The following is a 19,068-nucleotide window of genomic DNA, read 5'->3' on the forward strand; positions in this document are numbered from 1 at the left end:
GCGGTTCCGTGCCTCAGCCCTGGGCGTCAGCGATCCGAGCGAGCGTTTCGTCCCGGCCGATGACAAGCATCATGTCAAATACGCTGGGCGAGACGGAGCGCCCGGCGAGTGCGGCGCGGAGAGGGCCGGCGAGCTTGCCGAGCTTGAGCCCATGGGCCTCTGCCACCCGGCCAACCGCCGCCTCCAGCGCGTCGCGTTCCCAGCTAGCACTTTGCAGATGCGGCGTCAATTCAGCCAGTATACCACGGGATACATCATCGAGTGATTTCGCCGCCTTCTCGTCTGGCACTATGGGGCGATCCGCGAGGACGAAATTCGCTTTTTCAATGATTTGCGGAAATGTCTTTATGCTTGACTTGATCAGCGGCAAGGCGTCGGCAAGGCCTGCTTCCTGACGCTCGGTCAAGGGCGGCCGGCCGGTTGCAGCCAGATAATCCCGAAGCTCTTGCAGCAGCGCAGCATCCTCCATCGCCGCCATGTGCTGGCCGCAGAGGTTTTCCAGCTTCTTGAAGTCGAAGCGGGCCGGGGACTTGCCGATTCCCGCCAGGCCGAACCACGCCTTCGCCTGGTCGTCGGTGAAGAACTCGTCGTCGCCATGGCTCCAGCCGAGCCGAGCGAGGTAGTTGCGCATGCCCGCCGCAGGATACCCCATGTCGCGGTATTCCTCGACGCCGAGCGCGCCGTGGCGCTTGGACAGTTTCTTGCCGTCCGGGCCGTGAATCAGCGGGATATGCGCCCAGACCGGGACGTCCCAGCCCATCGCGCGGTAGATCTGCATCTGCCGCGCGGCGTTGTTGAGATGGTCGTCGCCGCGGATCACGTGGGTCACGCCCATGTCGTGATCGTCCACCACGACGGCCAGCATGTAGGTGGGCGTGCCGTCCGAGCGCAGCAGCACCATGTCGTCGAGCTGGTCGTTCTGGACGGTCACCTCGCCCTGCACCTCGTCAGCGATTACCGTGGCACCATCGCGCGGCGCCTTGAGCCGCAGGACATGGGGCGCGTCCGGATGGGTCGCTGGGTCGGCGTCCCGCCACGGGCTTTGGTAGAGCGTTGACCGGCCCTCGGCCCTCGCCTGTTCGCGAAAGGCGGCAATCTCGTCCTGGGTGGCGAAGCACTTGTAGGCATGGCCCGCCTCCAGCATCCGGTGCGCGACTTCGGCATGCCGGTCGGCGCGCGCGGCCTGGCTGACCGGTTCGCCGTCCCAGTCGAGCCCGAGCCAGGCCAGACCGTCGAGGATGGCCTGCGTCGCTTCCGGCGTGGATCGTGCCCGGTCGGTATCCTCGATCCGCAGCAGGAACCGGCCCCCGCGACCGCGCGCGAACAGCCAGTTGAACAGCGCCGTGCGCGCGCCGCCGATATGCAGGAATCCCGTGGGCGAGGGGGCGAAACGGGTCACGACAGGGGCTTCGGACACGGGCGTTAACCTTTTCTTCACCATGGTGGAGATAGCGTTCCCGCCTGTCTAGGAGATCGCTCAGGAGAGGACAAGCGGTGGGGGTGCTCCGCGCGCTCGAGGCCCGGCGGGGGCATCTTTTCCCGTGGACGCCGGTGCTTCTGGGCCTGGGGATCGGGGCGTATTTCGCCCTCCCGGCAGAGCCTCCTGCCATCGCCTTCGGTGCGATCGCCGCGATCGCGGTGCTGTCTGTCGTAGGGGCCTGGCGGCTGCCCGAACTTTGGGGCCCGGTGTTCACCGCGCTCGCCCTCGTCTCCCTTGGCGTGCTGCTTGGCGGCGCCCGAAGTCACATGGTCGCCGCGCCCAAGCTTGATTTCCGCTACTACGGCGTGGTGGAGGGGAGGGTGCTGATCCTGGATCGCTCCCTCTCCGACGCGCCCCGGATCACGCTCGACCAGGTGTGGCTGGAACGCGTCTCCCAGGGGAAGACGCCAGAGCGCATCCGGGTTTCGCTGCACGGGCAGGGTGGCGTAGTCGATCCGATGCCTGGCACCCGGATCGCGATGATGGCGCATCTTTCGCCGCCCTCTGCCCCGGCCGAGCCCGGTGGCTTCGACTTCCGACGGCATGCCTGGTTTGACCGCCTGGGCGCAGTGGGCTACGCCCGCACGCCGGCCGTCGCAGTCAGCCCGCCCGAAGGCCGGTACACGCTGGTCGTGCATCGCGCTCGTATGCACCTGTCAGAGGCGCTTCGCGCCCGCATTCCCGGCGACCAGGGCGCCTTCGCCGCCGCGATCCTGACCGGCGATCGCTCGGCGATTTCGCGCGAGACCGTGCAGGAACTGCGCGATGCGAACCTTGCGCACCTGCTGGCGATCTCGGGCTTGCACATGGGCCTGCTCACCGGCGTGGTCTTCGCCGCCTTGCGCTTTGGGCTGGCGCTGATCCCGCCCGTTGCCCTGCGCTGGCCTATCAAGAAAGCTGCCGCGGTGGGGGCGCTTCTGGCGGGGGCGGTATACCTTGCGCTGTCAGGGGGCAACGTTGCGACCGAACGGGCCTATATCATGGTCGCGGTGGTCCTGGGGGCGGTGCTCGCCGACCGTCGCGCGCTGACACTGCGCGCCGTCGCGACCGCGGCGCTGATCATCCTCGTCATCAGTCCCGAGAGCCTTATGCAGGCCGGCTTCCAGATGTCGTTTGCCGCCACCACCGCGCTCATCGCGGTCTTCTCGGCGCTGCGCGACCTGCCCGACGGGACGTGGCGCCCGCCGCGCTGGGCCACGGGTGCGCTGGCGGTCGTGCTGTCCTCGGCTGTTGCCGGCCTCGCGACGGCGCCATTCGGCGCGGCCCATTTCAACCAGACGGCGCAGTTCGGCCTGCTAGCCAACATCCTCAGCGTGCCCCTCATGGGGCTTCTGGTGATTCCGGCCGCGGTGGCCGCAGCCTTCCTCGCGCCCATTGGTCTCTCGGTGCTGGGACTCGAGCCGATGCGGCTGGGCATCGCCTGGATTCTCAGGGTGGCCGACTGGGTCGCCGGGCTCGACGGCGCGGTCTGGCCCGTGGTGGCGCCGGGGCCGTGGGTGCTGCCGTTGATTTCGCTCGGGGCGCTGTGGGTGATACTCTGGAGCGGCCGCGCGCGCCTTGGCGGCCTTGCGCCCATGCTCGCGGCCCTTGTCCTTTGGTCCCAGGCCGAGCGGCCCGCTCTTCTGATCGCCGAGAGCGGCGGGTTGATCGGGGCGATGGGCCCAGAGGGGCGGGCGATTTCCAAGCCCGGCGGCGAGGGTTTCGTCGCCCGCTCCTGGCTGGAAAACGACGGCGACAGGGGCACGCAGGAGGCAGCCTTCGCCCGGCCGGGGCTGGCCGGCGAGCGCGGGTTGCAGGTCGCAGACGTCGGGGAAACGTCCTTCACCCTCGTCACGGGCCGCGGCTGGGCCGACCGGCTGGCCCCGGCTTGCGCCCATGGCTGGGTGATCGTGCCGCAACAGCTCGACGATCCTCCGCCGGGTTGCCAATTGCTTGACCGAACGCGGCTCGCGGTGACGGGCGCGCTGGCAGTCTATCCCGGGGACGCCGCCCCGCGCTTCGTTGCGGCACGGGCCTTGGCCGGCGACCGGCCCTGGACTCAGTAGCTCCGGATAAGACCCACCAGACGGCCCTGAACCTTCACCTGGTCCGAGCGCAGGATACGGGTTTCATAGGCCGGGTTGGCAGCCTCGAGCGCGATCATGTCGCCCTTGCGGCGGAACCGCTTGAGCGTCGCCTCGTGGTCGTCGACCAACGCCACGACGATCTCGCCGTTCTCTGCGGTGGTTTGCTCGCGGATCACTACGACGTCGCCGTCGTTGATCCCGGCCTCGATCATCGAGTCGCCCTTGACCTCGAGTGCGTAATGCTTTCCACGCCCCGAGACCATGCCGCCGGGCACGGCGACGTGGTGCGAGACATGGGAAATCGCCTCGATCGGGGTGCCCGCGGCGATCCGGCCCATCACCGGCAGTTCCAGCGCGCCAGCGGTCTCGACCTGCATTGCGCCCCGGGGCGGCGGTGCCGGCGGGCCGTCGCCCTCGATCACCATGGGCGTGAAGCCGCGGGCCTCCAGCGCCTCGGGCAGCTTGACGATCTCGATTGCGCGGGCGCGATGGGCCAGCCGGCGGATGAAGCCCCGTTCCTCCAGCGCCGTGATCAGGCGGTGAATGCCGGATTTCGAGCGCAGGTCCAGCGCCTCTTTCATCTCGTCGAAGGACGGCGGAACCCCGTCTTTCTGCATCCTCTTGTGAATGAATTCCAAAAGATCGAGTTGTTTCCGCGTGAGCATTCGACGCCCCCCAAGCGAACCGCGTTCGCCCGTGTTCTAGTCCTGTTCACGTTTTGTGTCAACCGCTTGCTAGCCAAGCGGCAAATAGTCGACGGATTCGCCTGCCCGGCGCGGCCCGTCGCCCACGGGCCGCACGATCAGCGCGTCGGCCTCAGAGAGGATCGTCAGCAGCGCGCTGTCCTGCTTGTCGAAGGGGGTCAGGCCCGCGGGGGTCGTGCGCGCGCGCATGTAGTGTTCGCGCGGGCCGTTGGCGTCGACGCCACGCGCCAGCACGCCGGTCAGGCGCGGCGCGGGGGCCGGGGGCAGCCCCAGCATCACGCGCAGGGCCGGCAGGACGAAAAGCCTGGCGCAGACCAGCGCCGAGACCGGGTTGCCGGGCAGCCCGATCATCGCCGCCCCGCCCATGCGGCCGGCCATCAGCGGTTTGCCGGGCCGCATTGCGACCTTGTAGAAGGCTTGCTCCATGCCGAGATCGCCGGCCACGCGACCGACCAGGTCGTGATCGCCCACCGAGGCGCCGCCAATGGTCAGCACGAGGTCTGCGCCTTCGGCCAGCCCGAACACCTTCTTCAGCGAGGCTTCGGTATCGCGGGCGATGGGCAAGAGCCGCCCGATGCCGCCCTCGGCCTCGATCATCGCCTTCAGGCCGAACGCGTTGGAGGCGATGATCTGGTCGGGCCCCGGCGCCTCGCCCGGCATCACCAACTCGTCGCCGGTGGCGATGATCGCGACCTCGGGGCGGCGGTGGACGGGCAGCGCGGGCAGGTTCATCGCCGCCGCAAGCGCGAGATCGGCCGGCCGCAGTCGGCGCGGCGCGGTGATGCTGTCGCCTTCCGCGAAATCGGCGCCGGCGGGGCGGATATGCATGCCCGCGTCCAGCGCGGCCCCGAGCGTGATGCGCGCGCCCTCGCGTGTTACATCCTCCTGGATCACCACGCGCGCCGCGCCTTTGGGCACGGGGGCGCCGGTGAAGATGCGCACGGCCTCGCCCGGTGCCAGCGCGCCGCCGAAGGCTTCCCCCGCGCGCGACGTGCCGATCACGGTGAGAACCGTGCCCGGATGGGCATCCGACGCGGCAATGGCGTAGCCGTCCATCGCCGAGGCCGGGAAGGGCGGCTGGGTCAGGCGCGCGGCAACGGAGCGGGCCAGCACGCGGCCTGCGGCCTCGGCCAATGGCACCTCCTCGACCTCGGTGGGCGCGACGAGGGCAAAGACCTTGTCCAGCGCCTCTTCGACGGAGATCATTGCCCGGCCTCGTAACGGCCCGACTTGCCGCCCTCCTTGAGAGTCAGGCGGATACCGCCGATCTCCATGCCCTTCTCGGCGGCCTTGAGCATGTCGTAGACCGTGAGGGCCGCGGTCGAGACCGCGGTCAGCGCTTCCATCTCGACGCCGGTCTGGCCGGTGGTCTTTACCGTCGCGGTGATATGGATGCCGGGCAGGGCCGGATCGGGCGCAAGCTCCAACGCAACCTTGGTCACGGGAAGCGGGTGGCAGAGCGGGATCAGCACGGACGTCTGCTTGGCACCCATGATCCCGGCAAGCCGTGCCACGCCGAGGACATCGCCCTTCTCGGCGCGGCCTTCACGCGCCAGATCAAGGGTTTCCGGGGCCATCTTCACCCATCCTTCGGCCACTGCCAGCCGCGCGGTCGACGGCTTTTCGGAGACGTCGACCATGTGAACCCGGCCCTCGGCGTCGAAATGGGTCAGCCGCGCCATCAGTGGAAACCCGTCGACGGGTTCGCAAGAAGCGCGCGGGTCGCGGTGGCGACGTCCGGCTGGCGCATCAGGCTTTCGCCAATCAGGAAGCTGCGCACGCCGTAACGCGCCATTTCCGCGAGGTCGGCCGGGTCGGAGAAGCCGGATTCGCTGACGATCTGACGCTCTTCGGGGACGCGGCGGGCAAGGTCCTTCGATGTATCAAGCGATGTCTCGAACGTCTTGAGGTTGCGATTGTTTATGCCGATGAGCGGTGACTTGAGATTGACCGCGCGGGCCAGTTCGTCGGCGTCGTGCACCTCGATCAGCACGTCCATGCCCCAGGCCATGGCCGCCGTTTCCAGTTCGGCGGCCTGCGCGTCGGAGACGCTGGCCATGATGATCAGGATGCAATCGGCCCCGAGGGCCCTGGCCTCGGCCACCTGGTAGGGATCGTACATGAAATCCTTGCGCAGGCAGGGCAGTTTAACGGCCGCGCGGGCCTCGGTCAGGTCGTCCTTCGCCCCCCGGAAGGACGGCGTGTCGGTCAGCACCGACAGACAGGCGGCCCCACCCTCGGCATAGGCGGCGGCAAGGGTGGCGGGGTCGAAATCCTCGCGGATGAGGCCTTTGGAGGGACTGGCCTTCTTGACCTCGGCGATCAGTCCGTAACCCTTCTGAGTTGCCCGGTACAGCGCTTCGGCGAAGGGGCGCACCGGCGACGCCGCGCGGGCGGCGGCCTCGACGTCTGAAAGAGGGCGCGCGGCCTTGTCGGCGGCGATTTCTTCGAGTTTGTAGGCCTTGATGCGGTCGAGAATTGTGTCGGTCATGCCGCCTCCGAAGTGATCTGGGCCAGTCCTTCGACCTTTACTCGCGCGCGGCCGGAATCGATGCTTTCCGATGCCATTTCAACACCTTCACGCAGGGTCTTCGCCCTGTTCGCCACGACCAGCGCGGCGGCGGCGTTGTAGAGCACCGCATCGCGGTAGGCCGAGGACTCGCCGTCGAGCAGCGCGCCGAAGGCGCGGGCGTTGTGTTCGGGCGTGCCGCCGAGGATCGCCTCGAACGGGTGCTCGGGGAGCCCGGCCTCCTCGGGGTGCAACTCGCGCTCGGTCACCGTACCGCCGTCCAGAGCGGCCACGTCCGAAATCCCCGCGATCGACAATTCGTCGGTGCCGTCGCGGCCATGGACGAGCCAGGCGGTTTCGGAGCCCAGCTGGCCGAGCGTTTCGGCCATCGGGCGGATGAGTGTGCGCGAGAACGCCCCGGTCAGCTGCCGCTTGACGCCCGCGGGGTTGGTCAGCGGCCCGAGGATGTTGAAGATCGTCCGCGTGCCCAGTTCCGCTCGCGTCGGGCCGACATGGGCCATCGCCGGGTGGTGCATCGGCGCCATCATGAAGCCGATGCCCACCTCTTTCAGTGCCTTCTCGACCATCTCGGGGCCGACCATAACGTTGATACCCATCTGCGTCAGTGCGTCCGCCGCGCCGGATTTCGAGGACAGGTTGCGGTTGCCGTGCTTGGCGACCGGCACACCCGCACCCGATACAACAAACGCTGCTGCGGTCGAGATGTTCAGCGTGCCCTTGCCGTCGCCCCCCGTTCCGACGATGTCCATCGCGCCCTGGGGGGCGGCGACCTTGCGGCATTTCGCGCGCATCACGGCAGCGGCGGCGGCGAACTCGTCGACCGTTTCGCCGCGTGTGCGCAGCGCCATCAGCAACCCGCCGATCTGGCTGGGCGTCGCCTCGCCCTCGAACAGCGCCTCGAAGGCGGTTTCCGCTTCGGCGCGGGTCAGCGGGCGGTCGGCGGCGAGGCCAATCAGCGGTTTCAGCGCGTCGCTCATGCGGGCTCCGTCACGGTGTCGAGGAAGGTCTTGAGCAGCCGGTGGCCGTGCTGGGAGGCGATGCTCTCGGGGTGAAACTGCACGCCATGGATCGGGCGGTCGCGATGGCGAAGACCCATGATCGTGCCATCCACGAGCCACCCATTCACGACGAGGCATTCCGGCAGGCTCTCCCGCTCCACGACAAGCGAATGATAACGGGTAGCGTCGAACGGCGACGGAAGGCCGGAAAAGACGCCGGTTGCGTCGTGTTCGATGCGGCCCATCTTGCCGTGCACGATCTCGTTGGCGCGCACCACGCGGCCGCCGAACGCTTCGCCGATGGTCTGGTGGCCGAGGCAGACGCCCAGAAGCGGCGTTCCGGTCTCGGCGGCGGCCTTTGTAAGCGCCAGGCAGATGCCTGCTCGGGCCGGGTCGCAGGGGCCGGGCGAGAGCAGGATCGCGCTGGGGTTGAGGGCCATCGCCTGCTGCACGTCGACCGCGTCATTGCGCACCACCTGTGTCTCGGCGCCGAGCTCGCCGAGGTAATGCACAAGATTATAAGTGAAACTGTCGTAGTTATCGATCAGGAGCAGCATCGGCAGGCCCGTGCGAAAGGGGGTGAACCGCGGGTCAGGTCGGGCTATACATGTTCAGAGCAGTGCGCCCCGGTCAAGGGGCGGCCGCGCGGCCGAGGTCGCGCGAGAGTCAGCAAGGCAAGCGGCGGCAGGCCGACGACCGAAGGAGCGAGGCATGGGCAGGGGGCTGTTCAGCGGGATCGTTTGGGGCATCGCGGTGACCGGGCTGGTCCTGGTTCTGCTGGCGCTGGTGGCCCCGGCACCCAGCCGACCGGACGATCAGGCCGCGCCCGCCCCTGCAGGGCGGCCCGCGCCGCCCGCGCCCGACGCGCCGCCGGCAGAGGTGCCGGCCGAACCGGCGGATGCCGACGGGCCGGGCGCGGTCGCCGCGACCGATATCGAGCTGCCTCCCGGTTCGGAATTCAACAGGGTTCCCCCCGAGCGCACAGTCACCCTTCCCGATGCCGAGGTCGAGGCGTATGGCGCCCCGCAGGTTCGCGCGCCCGATGTAGGGGCCGAGATCGCCGAGGCCCCCTTGCCCTATACCGCCCCGGCCCCCGCGCCCGAGCCGGTGACCACGGGGCCGAACGGACTTGCGCCTCCGCTCTCTGCCGAGGCGCCGCCCGACGCAACGGCAGAAGAGCCTGCCCCCAAAGCCGCGGGCGAGTCCGCGCCAGCGGCGTTGCGCGGCGAGACAGTAGAGCGCACGGAGGCCCCCGAAGGCGGTGCGCAAGCGGTGCGTGAGATGCGTTCCAGGCCGGAGGATGCGGTGCAGCCTGAACCCGGTTCGAAGAGTGCCGCACGGCCGTCCGAGCCGACCGACAATGAAGATGCGGACGCGTCCGGTGGCGCGGAGACGCTGCAGGACGGTTTGCCGCGCGTCCGCCCGCTGCCGGGGGCCGAGGACGCGACGGCCGCGGATGCGCCAGACTCGGCCGGGGAGGCTGCAATGCCGTCCGGCCCGAGTGCCTGGGAAGATCCCGCTGCTGTGCGCGTCGGGCGCCTGCCCGCGGTCGGAGACCCCGCCTCCGATGCGGAAGGCCCGGATGCCGGTTCCGTGCCGACGGAGGGCGTGGAGACCTCCGAGGCGACCGACCGCGCCGTCGAGGCTCCGGCGCCCGAACTCGGGGCGCTGGCCCGCAATGCGATGGTGTTTTCCCCTGACTCTGTCCGGCCGCTCTTTTCGGTGATCCTGATCGATGCCGGGTCCGACGGGCTCGCCCGCGAGGCGCTGATGACCTTCTCGTTCCCGGTGACCTTCGCCATTGATCCGACCCGCCCCGATGCCGCCCTGGCGATGGAGGCGTACCGGGCGGCCGGATACGAGGTGGTGCTGCTGTCCACGGGCCTGCCCGAGGGCGCTCAACCGGGCGATCTCGAGGTGACGCTTGCGGCGCGTGATGCGCTGCTCGACGAGGCCGTGGCGGTGATGGCGCCGGAAGAGGGCGGGTTTCAGGACGACCGTGACCTGACCGCGCAAATCGTCGAGTTCGCCGCCGAGAGCGGCCATGGGATCATCACCCATGACCGCGGGCTCAACACTGCTGCGCGGCTTGCCGCGCAGGCGGGCGTGCCCGAGGCGACCGTGTTCCGCGTGCTCGACGACTCGCGGCCGAACGTGCCAACGCTGGGGCGGATGTTCGACCGCGCGGTGTTCAAGGCGCGCCAAGACGGGCATGTCGTGCTGGTGGCCCACACCTATCCCGAGACGGTGACGGCGTTTTATGCATGGGCGCTGGAGGCCGAGGTCGAGGAGATCACCCTGTCGCCGGTCTCAGCGGTGCTGCGGCGCCCCTGAGCGGGCGGCCGCATCCGGGCGGCGCGAGTATCCCGCCGAGGGTGCTTGGCGCGCCCCGGAACGCCCGCTAAGAAGGCGTCCTGCCCAAGCCGAGGAGTGCCCCTTGTCCACCGCCGAGACCCGTATCCATCGCACCATCGCCACCGATATCGGAGCCAGCGCCGGGCAGGTTGCCGCCGCTGCCGGGCTGCTCGACGGGGGGGCGACGGTTCCCTTCGTGGCGCGCTACCGAAAGGAGGCGACTGGCGGGCTTGACGATACGCAGTTGCGGCTGCTGGCCGACCGGCTGGCCTATCTGCGCGAACTGGAGGCGCGACGCGCCACGATCCTCGAGTCGATCCGTGAGCAGGGCAAGCTGACCGATGCTCTGGCGCGTGCCATCGGTGCGGCCGAGACAAAGGCGGCGCTGGAAGATATCTACCTTCCGTTTAAGCCCAAACGCCGCACCAAGGCGATGATCGCCCGCGAGAACGGTCTGGAGCCCTTGTTGCGCGCGATCATGGACGACCGGCACGTCGAGCCGGAGGGATTGGCCGAAGGATATCTGTCGGAAGCGGTGCCGACCACGAAAGACGCCCTGGCCGGCGCGCGCGACATCCTTGTAGAGGAACTGGCCGAGAACGCCGGCCTGTTGGGGCGGTTGCGCGAGTTCATGCGGGCCGACGCCTTCATTTCCGCACGCGTGGTGCCCGGAAAGGAGGAGGTTGGCGCCAAGTTCTCGGATTATTTCGACCACCGCGAGAAATGGGCCGACATCCCCGCCCACCGGGCGCTCGCGATCCTGCGCGCCTCGAAGGAGGAGGTGGTGACCATCGAGATCGCCCCTGATCCCGAGACCAGCATTCCGAAGGCGATCGACATGATCGCGGGCGAGATCGGCACGTCGGGGGAGGGCGCGGGCGACGAATGGCTGCGCGCGGCGGCGGGATGGACGTGGCGGGTGAAGCTGAGCCTGACGATGTATATGGATCTCTTGGGGGAGATGCGGCAGCGCGCCCATGAAGAGGCGATCAAGGTCTTCGCGCGCAACCTGCGCGATCTGCTGCTGGCCGCCCCCGCCGGGCCGCGGCCGACGCTGGGGCTCGATCCCGGCATCCGGACGGGTGTAAAGGCCGCGGTGGTGGATGGCACCGGCAAGCTGGTCGAAACGGCAACGCTTTATCCGTTCCAGCCCAAGAACGACCTGAGGGGCGCCCAGGCGAAAGTGATCGAGATGATCCGCCGCCACGGCTTGGACCTCGTGGCCATTGGCAACGGCACCGCAAGCCGCGAGACCGAGCGTTTCGTGGGCGATACGCTGCGTTTGTTGCCCGATGGCGTGGCCCCGCCCACCAAGGTGGTGGTCTCCGAGGCCGGCGCCTCGGTATATTCCGCCTCGGAGCTGGCGGCGCGGGAGTTTCCCGATCTCGACGTGTCCTTGCGCGGTGCGGCCTCCATCGCGCGGCGGCTGCAGGACCCGCTGGCCGAACTCGTCAAGATCGAGCCGAAATCCATCGGCGTCGGCCAGTACCAGCACGACGTGGACCAGCGCCGGCTGGTTCAGGCGCTCGCGGCGGTGGTCGAGGACGCGGTGAACGCTGTTGGCGTGGATCTCAACACCGCGTCTGCGCCGCTCTTGTCGCATGTTGCGGGGCTTGGGCCGCGGCTGGCCGAGGCGATCGTGGCGCATCGCGACGCGAAGGGCGCCTTCGCCTCGCGCAAGGCGCTGCTCGATGTCTCGGGCCTTGGTCCAAAGGCGTTCGAGCAGGCCGCGGGTTTCCTGCGCATTCGTGGCGGCGCGGAACCGCTCGACGCCTCGGCGGTGCACCCCGAGGCCTACGGCGTCGCGCGCCGGATCGTTGCGGCCTGCGGGCGGGATCTGCGCGAGATCATGGGAAACGACGCGGCGCTGAAGGGCCTCCGGGGAGAGGATTTCGTGGATGACCGCTTCGGCCTGCCTACTGTGCGCGACATTCTGGCAGAACTTGAGAAACCCGGCCGCGACCCGCGTCCGAGCTTCAAGACCGCGACCTTCACCGACGGCGTGGAGGATATCAAGGATCTGAAGCCGGGCATGCGGCTGGAAGGCACGGTCACCAATGTCGCGGCCTTCGGCGCCTTTGTCGATATCGGCGTCCATCAGGACGGTCTGGTACATGTCAGCCAGCTTGCCGACCGCTTCGTGAAGGACCCCCACGAGGTGGTCAAGGCGGGCGATGTGGTGCAGGTGCGTGTGGTCGAGGTCGATATCGGGCGTAAGCGTATCGGGTTGTCCATGCGCAAGAAAACCGGTGGTGCTGGCGCTCGCGGCCAGGGCCCGGGCAAGGGGCGCGCGCCGGCCGGGCACAAGGACAAGGGGCGGCCGCGAACGACCGAGTCGGGGGCGCTGGGCGCCGCGCTACAGGCCGCGATGACCGGCAAGAAGCGGTAGGCCGCGGCGTGGATCAGGAGTCCACGGGGCCCCGATCGGCGCGCGCGCCGGCTGCTTGCCCCATGACGTAATGTCGGGTGCCCGTCATGGCTGCAAGATCGGACATCGCTGCGAGGAAGGGGGCGGCGGGATTGCCCTCGCAGATCAGCATCGCCGCGGTATGGGCGCGGCTTCGAGCGCCCCGACGCAGCGCACAGAGCACCTCCATGAAATGGCGCTCATGGGCGCAGAGCACGCGGGCGCAGCCCGGGCAATCTGGATTGGAGAAGCGGAAGCCCGAGGGGCGGGCGTGCCGCATCGCCTGCACCGCGCCGAGGATCGCCAGTGCCAACTCAGGGGCGCGGGCCCCTGCCATGCCCGGCGGAAACAGAACCTCGGCCCTGGCAAAGGCGGTGATCCAGGCCTGGCTCTTTGGGAGTGCGAAGCTCTGGAAGAAATGCCGCGCGACGGTCAGCACGGCCTGTTCGGCGGGGTCGAAGCCGGCCTTGGCGAGTATCGTATCGGAGGCGGCGAGGACGCGGTCGCAGCGCGGGCCCTTCATGCGCTACGCTCCCGGCGTGTCGGCGCGGGAGAGGCGGCCGGGTCAGCGCGGTCCGCGACCCCCGCGGGTCGGATATCACCGTCCACGCGGCATGCGCGCGCCTCGGCAGCGGGGATGTCTCTGAAAGCTGATGGTCATCGGCGTCGTCCTCCTTCGTTTCCGGGGAGGCGTCAGGCGCCGACCGACACGGCCTCGCCCGCGGCCTGCCCGAAAGATCGATGCTTCGGTCTCGGCTCGGCGCGGGCGCGTCTGGCGTGAGTTGCAAAACTCCTGACAAAAACGATAGGTTATGGCAAGTGTGCTTTTCCTTGCGCCTGTCCCGGAAGGCGCTTGAGCCGGATAGCCGCCTGTGCGGCGGCCATGCCGAGGCCGGGGACCATGGACGGAATGTCGCGGCCTACGGTTCTTGATAAAAACACTCAGGTAATGTTTGCTGGCCGGTATCCGCACCCCGAGCCGCCGCCAGGGGACTTCATGAAGCCATCCGGCGGCGTTCGTGCCGCCGTTCAGACAAAAGAGGGTTCAATGAGTTTTTCGACGCGTTTTCCGTTTGCCGCCGCTGTGGTGGCATTTGGGCTTGTGGGGGCGGCGCAGGCGCATACGCCGCTTTGCGCCTGCTATGACAACGGTGACGGCACGGTGCTGTGCGAAGGGGGCTTTTCCGACGGGTCCTCGGCGGCCGGTGTGAAGATGGTCGTGGTTGACGGTGCGGGGAGCGTGCTGGTCGAAGGCGTGATCGACGAGAACAGCGAGTTCACTTTCGACAAGCCCGGCGGCGAATACCGCGTGCTGTTCGACGCGGGCGAGGGCCACAAGATCGAGATTCCCGCCGACGAGATCTACTGAAGGAGCGCGCCGATGAGACCTCTGTTTGCTGCCGCCGCGCTTGCGGCCCTGACCGCCGGGCCGGCCGCGGCCCATTTCCAGCTGATCTACAGCCCCGACCCCAATCTCGACCGCCCGGGCGACTTGCCGCTCAAGCTGATCTTCTGGCATCCGATGGAGAACGGGCATGCCATGGGCATGGGCGCGCCGGAAGACCTCTTCTATGTCTTCAAGGGCGAGAAGATCGATCTCGGCGAGACGGTTACGCCCATCACCTTCAAGGGCGCTGAGAACGAGGCCGCTGCGTTCGAGGCCACGCTGCCGGTCAAGCGCAACGGTGATTACGTCGTCGGGCTGGTGCCGGCGCCCTATTACGAGGCGTCCGAGGACATCTACATTCAGCAGATCACCAAGGTCTTCTTCAACAAAGGCGGGATTCCGTCCGGTTGGAACGAGGCGGTCGACCTGCCGACCGAGATCGTGCCGCTGAACAAGCCAACCAACGTTCTGACGGGATCGACCTTCTCGGGGCAACTGCTGTCGGCGGGTGAACCGGTGGCAGGCGCCGAGATCGAGATCGAGTATCTCGCCGCCGAACCGGACATGGAGACCGACGCCGCGGGCGAGGCCACGGTCGGCGCGGCGCCAGGGGGTACGCTGGTCGCGATCACCGACGCGAACGGGGTCTTCACTTTCGGCATTCCGCGCGCCGGCCACTGGGGGTTTGCTGCGCTGGGATCGGGGCCGACCACCGAGCACGAGGGCAAGGAACTCAGCCAGGACGCGGTGATCTGGATCAAGGCATACGATCTGGAATGACGAGATAACCGACTCGAAGAGTCAGGAATGCAACAACAGGCAGGACCGTGCCCCCAAGGACGCGGTCCCGCCCCGAACACAAGGACGACGGATGCGACGCGGGGTCTTCGGGCACAAGGGTTTCGGCAAGTGGGGCCGGGGAGGGCGTCACGGCAAGGGGCCGGGCCGCGGCCATGGACATGGGCAAGGCCCGGGCCTCGGCTGCTGCGCGGCCTGTCCCGTCGCCGACAGCCTCAACGACTGTCCGCCCGGCACGACTTGCCGCATCCTGCGCCTGATGGGGTGCGGCGCGGTGCGCCGGCGGCTGCTGGACCTTGGCATTCGTCCGGAGCGTGAGGTCACCGTGCTGCGCAACGCACCTCTCAACGACCCGATCGAGTTGATGGTCGGCGACAGCTACATCGTGATCCGGCGGCGGGAAGCGGCGCAGATCGAGATCGCCCATGTCTGAGCGGCGCCGCGTCGCGCTGGCCGGTCAGCAGAATGCCGGCAAGTCGACGCTGTTCAATTTGCTGACCGGGCTCACGCAGCACATCGCAAACTATCCAGGGGTCACCGTCGACAAGAAGTCGGGTCGCTACGTCCACGGGGTTCGGACGTTTGAGGTGGTGGACCTGCCCGGTTGTTACTCGCTGACCTCCTATTCCCCGGAAGAGCGCGTGGCGCGCGCCTTTCTGCTGGAGGAGGCGCCTGACGCGGTCGTCAACGTGCTCGACGCCAGCAACCTGCGCCGGGGCCTGCCCTTGACCTTCCAGTTGCTCGAGATGGGCGTGCCGGTGATCGTGGCGCTGAACATGATGGACGTCGCCGAAGGCCGGGGGCTGGAGATCGACCTCGCCGCGCTGGAACGCCGGCTTTGCGTGCCAGTGGTCCCCGTTGTCGGGCGCAAGGGGCAGGGGGCCGAGGCGCTGAAAGAGGCCATCGCCGCGGCGCGTGACACCCGCCCCGCCACGCTGAACTACGGCGCGCTGGAGCCTGCAGTCGAGGAGTTGCAGGCCCTGTTGGCTGACCAGCACGCGCTGTGCGATCTCTCGGCGCGCTGGCTGGCCGTCAAGCTGCTGGAGGCGGATGCGGAGGCCGAGAATCTGCTGGCCCGGCGCCTCGACAACCCTCACCCGCTTCTCGACCGCGCCCATCGACTGCGCACGGCCCATGGCGGTGCGGAACGGACGGCCGATCGTATCGCCGCCGCGCGCGACAGTCTGGCCGCCGACATCGTGACTGGCTGCATCACCGCGACGCGGGCGGGCCATGTGCCGATGTCGGAGCGCATCGACCGGGTGCTGTTGAACCGCTTTCTCGCGCCGGTCTTCCTGGTTGCCACGGTCTGGGCGATCTACCAGCTTTCGATCGTGCAGGGCTATGAACTGACCAAGGTCACTTGGCCGCTCTTGGCGGGCTTTCGCAATCTCGCCGCGGGCGTGCTGCCCGATGCGGGCTTCCTGGTGGACCCGCAGTTGCGCTCGCTCGGGCTCTGGATGGTGGACTCCGCCAATACCCTGCTCAACTACGTGCCGATCTTTCTGATCCTCTTCGCGCTGATCGCGATCCTCGAAGATTCGGGCTACATGGCGCGGATCGCCTTCATTCTCGACCGCATCCTCAATCGGTTCGGACTGCACGGGCAGTCAACGCTGCCCTTCATCCTGGCGGGCGTCTTTGCGGGGGGCTGCGCCGTGCCGGGCGTGATGGCGACCAAGGGCATCCCCGATGCGCGCGCCCGGATGGCGACGATCCTGACCGTGCCCTTCATGAACTGCATGGCCAAGATTCCGCTCTACACGCTGCTCATCAACATCTACTTCCCCGAGACCAAGGGGTTGATGCTGTTCTACCTCTCTACGATCACGGTGATCGCGGCGCTTTTGGTGGCCAAGCTTCTGACCACTTCGGTGCTGCGCGGCCACGAGACCGCGCCTTTCGTGATGGAACTGCCGAACTACCACCTGCCGACGCTCCGGGGCGTGGCGCAGCGCGCCTTCGACCGGACATGGCTCTACATCAAGAAGGTCGGCACCGTAGTCGTGGCGATCGCCGTGGTGATTTACGTGCTTCTGCAATTCCCCGGCGTGGCCGCCGAGCGTCAGCTGGCCTACCAGGCGCGCGCCGAGACCGCCATCGCCGGCTTCTACGACGCGCTCGAGGGCAATCCGCACCGCGCCGCCGTGCCGGACCAGGCCGCGCTGGTCGACCTCGTGAACGCCTATACCGCCTACCGCGCGGCGCGGCTGAACGCCGGCGGGCGCGAGGCCGCCATGGCCATCGACGAGCGCTTCGCCGAGACCCATCCCGCCTTCGTGCCCTTTGTTCTGCGCTCCCGTGAAGCGGACGCGAAGAGGGCTGGCCGTGCCCTCAAGGACCTGGCCAACACCCGCACAACCCTTCGCCGCGAGATGCGTCAGGACAAAATCGAGTCGAGTTTCCTCGGCATGATTGGCCGCGGGCTCGAGCCGGTGACGCAGTTCGCCGATTTCGACTGGAAGATCAACGTGGCGCTACTGGCCTCGTTCGCTGCTCGGGAAAGCTCGGTCGCCACCCTGGGCGTGCTGTTCGACCAGGATGACGGGCAGAACCGCACGCTGGAGGACCGCATGGGTGCAGAGCAGGCTGCCGAAGGGCGCACCGCGCTCTCGGCTGTGGCGCTGATGCTGTTCTTCGCGCTCTATCCGCCCTGCCTCGCCACCATCATCATGGTCCGGGTTCAGACCGACAGCTACCGCTGGATGGCGTTTGCCATCGTGTTTCCGACGCTTCTGGGGCTGACGGTGGCAAGTGCGGTATTCACCGCAGGGTCGGCTCTGGCGCTTACCGGGCTGCAGACGATGACCGCGGTCTACCTGTTGGGGCTCGCGCTTCTACTGCTGGTTGCGCTGCCCAAGCCTTGGATGCGCCTGCCGGTACGATCGCCCGTGGCGGAGGATACACCATGACCGGCACGCCGGAAATCGACCTCGCCGCAGAAACCGCCCTGTCAGGCCCCGAGATCGCCCTGGTCTCGGTTGCCGTGGCACTGGCGCTCGGCTTCCTGTTCCGCGGCCTCCTGCGCCGCCGCCGAGGCGCGGCGCCCGCCTGTACTACCTGTCCTGGATGCACCAGCGGCGGCCCATGCAAGGCGGTCGTCCACGACTTCGGCGCACCGCAGGCCGACAGCCACGACTGACCGACATCGCGGGACCCTAGCCTCGGGCCGTCCATGCGTGTCTTCGCGCCGGTGAACGGCTTCGGTGGGTGCCGGGCCGAGGCATCCGTGCGCGCCGCATCGACAGGGCGCACCGGCTTGGCTACCCTGCAACAGCGTCACTTCCTGTCATGGGGCTCGCATGTCGTTCTCGAAGGCCTCCGATCTGTTGCGTCTTGCCGAAATGGCCGCGTCCCGCCACATGGGCGTCGCGTTGCAGGACATCGAGGGGGAGTTCGGGGTCGATCGGCGCACCGCGCAGCGGATGACGCGGGCGCTGGAAGACTGCTTTCCGAACGTCGAGACCCGCACCGACGAGCAGCGCCGCAAGTTCTGGACGCTCCGGGGCGAGGATGCCCGGATCATGCTTGCCCGCGGAATCCGCGACAGCGAGCTTGCGGCGGTCGAAATGGCGATCCGCCGCGCCGAGCGCGAGGGGGCCACGACCGAGGTGCAGGCGCTGTCTTCGCTGCGCGATCGGCTGCTCTCGCTCATGCCGCGCCCGCATGCGCGGCGGGCCGAGGCCGATGCCGAGGCGATGCTTGAAGCTCATGGATTCGCCTCTCGGCCGGGTCCGCGTGTACGCAGCGACCCCGCGGTTCTCGCGACCGTCAGCCAGGCCCTGAAGGCGCCGAACATGCTGACGATCTCCTATTCGGGCAAGGGGGACAACGCGCCCCGCGAACGGCTCGTCACGCCCTATGGTGTGCTCCTGGGCACGCGCCGCTACCTGGTTGCGCAAGAGGCGGGCGGCGATGGCCGAATGCGGCACTTCCGGCTCGACCGGATCGCCGCGGCCCGGCTCGAGCCGGACTCCTTCCGGCGCGATCCGGATTTCGACCTGGAAACCCATGCGGGTCGTGCTTTCGGGTCGTTCCACGCGGAGGATGAATATGGCGAAGTGGCCTGGCGTTTCGCCCCCTCGGCGGCCGGCGTGGCGCGGGACTTCGTCTTCCATCCTGACCAACGGATGAGCGGCGCGCCCGACGGGTCGCTCACCGTGCGCTTCCGCGCTTCCGGCTGGCTTGAGATGGCCTGGCATCTCTACCAGTGGGGCGACCGGGTCGAGGTGCTGGAGCCCGACGGCCTTCGACAACTCGTCGCCGGATACCGGCGCGGCGATTTCGAGGCACTGCCATGATCGATCCTGCAGAATGTCCGTTTTTGTCATCCCTCTGAGTTA

At 68.3% G+C, this 19,068-nt stretch carries 17 protein-coding genes; 9 read left to right on the top strand and 8 right to left on the bottom strand.

The window, feature by feature from the left end; all coding sequences use genetic code 11:
* Positions 1 to 13 precede the first annotated feature (13 nt).
* Positions 14 to 1,417 carry a glutamate--tRNA ligase gene (gltX, locus tag BUR28_RS01935; RefSeq protein WP_371441581.1) on the bottom strand — a complete coding sequence of 468 codons (1,404 nt, stop codon included), beginning with the start codon at positions 1,415 to 1,417 and terminating at the stop codon, positions 14 to 16.
* A gap of 77 nt (positions 1,418 to 1,494) precedes the next feature.
* Here gltX and BUR28_RS01940 point away from each other — a divergent pair, with 77 nt between their 5' ends.
* Positions 1,495 to 3,525, top strand: a complete 2,031-nt coding sequence (locus BUR28_RS01940; protein WP_074218584.1) for a ComEC/Rec2 family competence protein — start codon at positions 1,495 to 1,497, stop codon at positions 3,523 to 3,525.
* Here the strand turns inward: BUR28_RS01940 and lexA are convergent.
* The 6 genes from lexA to BUR28_RS01970 form a co-directional block, all read right to left on the bottom strand.
* Positions 3,519 to 4,211 (bottom strand): transcriptional repressor LexA, encoded by a 693-nt coding sequence (lexA, locus tag BUR28_RS01945; RefSeq protein WP_074218585.1) that lies wholly within the window; start codon positions 4,209 to 4,211, stop codon positions 3,519 to 3,521. The genes BUR28_RS01940 and lexA overlap by 7 nt on opposite strands.
* Before the next feature lie 69 nt (positions 4,212 to 4,280).
* Positions 4,281 to 5,456 carry a molybdopterin molybdotransferase MoeA gene (gene glp / locus BUR28_RS01950; protein WP_074218586.1) on the bottom strand — a complete coding sequence of 392 codons (1,176 nt, stop codon included), beginning with the start codon at positions 5,454 to 5,456 and terminating at the stop codon, positions 4,281 to 4,283.
* A complete protein-coding gene (moaC, locus tag BUR28_RS01955; RefSeq protein ID WP_074218587.1) occupies positions 5,453 to 5,932 on the bottom strand; it encodes a cyclic pyranopterin monophosphate synthase MoaC in 480 nt (159 codons plus the stop codon). Before moaC ends, glp begins: the two co-directional genes overlap by 4 nt.
* On the bottom strand, positions 5,932 to 6,741 hold the full coding sequence (gene trpC / locus BUR28_RS01960) for an indole-3-glycerol phosphate synthase TrpC (protein WP_074218588.1): 810 nt from the start codon (positions 6,739 to 6,741) through the stop codon (positions 5,932 to 5,934). The genes moaC and trpC overlap by 1 nt, the downstream gene beginning before the upstream one ends.
* Positions 6,738 to 7,757: an anthranilate phosphoribosyltransferase gene (gene trpD / locus BUR28_RS01965; protein ID WP_074218589.1), complete on the bottom strand. Its 1,020-nt coding sequence runs from the start codon at positions 7,755 to 7,757 to the stop codon at positions 6,738 to 6,740. The genes trpC and trpD overlap by 4 nt, the downstream gene beginning before the upstream one ends.
* Positions 7,754 to 8,335, bottom strand: a complete 582-nt coding sequence (locus BUR28_RS01970) for an anthranilate synthase component II (RefSeq protein ID WP_074218590.1) — start codon at positions 8,333 to 8,335, stop codon at positions 7,754 to 7,756. The genes trpD and BUR28_RS01970 overlap by 4 nt, the downstream gene beginning before the upstream one ends.
* A gap of 154 nt (positions 8,336 to 8,489) precedes the next feature.
* On the opposite strand from BUR28_RS01970, the gene BUR28_RS19185 reads away from it, so the two are divergent.
* Both BUR28_RS19185 and BUR28_RS01980 read left to right on the top strand, forming a co-directional pair.
* Positions 8,490 to 10,112 (top strand): polysaccharide deacteylase family 2 protein, encoded by a 1,623-nt coding sequence (locus tag BUR28_RS19185; RefSeq protein WP_074218591.1) that lies wholly within the window; start codon positions 8,490 to 8,492, stop codon positions 10,110 to 10,112.
* Between the two features lie 103 nt (positions 10,113 to 10,215).
* Positions 10,216 to 12,522, top strand: coding sequence for a Tex family protein (locus tag BUR28_RS01980; protein WP_074218592.1), 2,307 nt, complete (start codon positions 10,216 to 10,218; stop codon positions 12,520 to 12,522).
* A 13-nt stretch (positions 12,523 to 12,535) separates the two neighbouring features.
* Here the strand turns inward: BUR28_RS01980 and BUR28_RS01985 are convergent, their stop codons facing one another.
* Positions 12,536 to 13,063 (bottom strand): hypothetical protein, encoded by a 528-nt coding sequence (locus BUR28_RS01985; RefSeq protein ID WP_083626353.1) that lies wholly within the window; start codon positions 13,061 to 13,063, stop codon positions 12,536 to 12,538.
* Positions 13,064 to 13,588: 525 nt separating this feature from the next.
* On the opposite strand from BUR28_RS01985, the gene BUR28_RS01990 reads away from it, so the two are divergent.
* From BUR28_RS01990 to BUR28_RS02015, 6 genes are all read left to right on the top strand, one after another.
* A complete protein-coding gene (locus BUR28_RS01990) occupies positions 13,589 to 13,909 on the top strand; it encodes a hypothetical protein (protein ID WP_074218593.1) in 321 nt (106 codons plus the stop codon).
* A gap of 12 nt (positions 13,910 to 13,921) precedes the next feature.
* Entirely contained in the window at positions 13,922 to 14,707 is a 786-nt protein-coding gene (locus BUR28_RS01995) for a DUF4198 domain-containing protein (protein ID WP_074218594.1), read from the top strand.
* 91 nt (positions 14,708 to 14,798) lie between these two features.
* Positions 14,799 to 15,158 carry a FeoA family protein gene (locus BUR28_RS18850; RefSeq protein ID WP_083626356.1) on the top strand — a complete coding sequence of 120 codons (360 nt, stop codon included), beginning with the start codon at positions 14,799 to 14,801 and terminating at the stop codon, positions 15,156 to 15,158.
* Positions 15,151 to 17,637, top strand: coding sequence for a ferrous iron transport protein B (feoB, locus tag BUR28_RS02005; RefSeq protein WP_074218595.1), 2,487 nt, complete (start codon positions 15,151 to 15,153; stop codon positions 17,635 to 17,637). The genes BUR28_RS18850 and feoB overlap by 8 nt, the downstream gene beginning before the upstream one ends.
* On the top strand, positions 17,634 to 17,867 hold the full coding sequence (locus BUR28_RS02010; protein ID WP_074218596.1) for a hypothetical protein: 234 nt from the start codon (positions 17,634 to 17,636) through the stop codon (positions 17,865 to 17,867). Before feoB ends, BUR28_RS02010 begins: the two co-directional genes overlap by 4 nt.
* A 160-nt stretch (positions 17,868 to 18,027) precedes the next feature.
* A complete protein-coding gene (locus BUR28_RS02015) occupies positions 18,028 to 19,026 on the top strand; it encodes a helix-turn-helix transcriptional regulator (RefSeq protein WP_074218597.1) in 999 nt (332 codons plus the stop codon).
* Positions 19,027 to 19,068 lie beyond the last annotated feature (42 nt).

It is taken from the genome of Rhodovulum sp. ES.010, from assembly GCF_900142935.1.
GTDB lineage: Bacteria > Pseudomonadota > Alphaproteobacteria > Rhodobacterales > Rhodobacteraceae > Rhodovulum.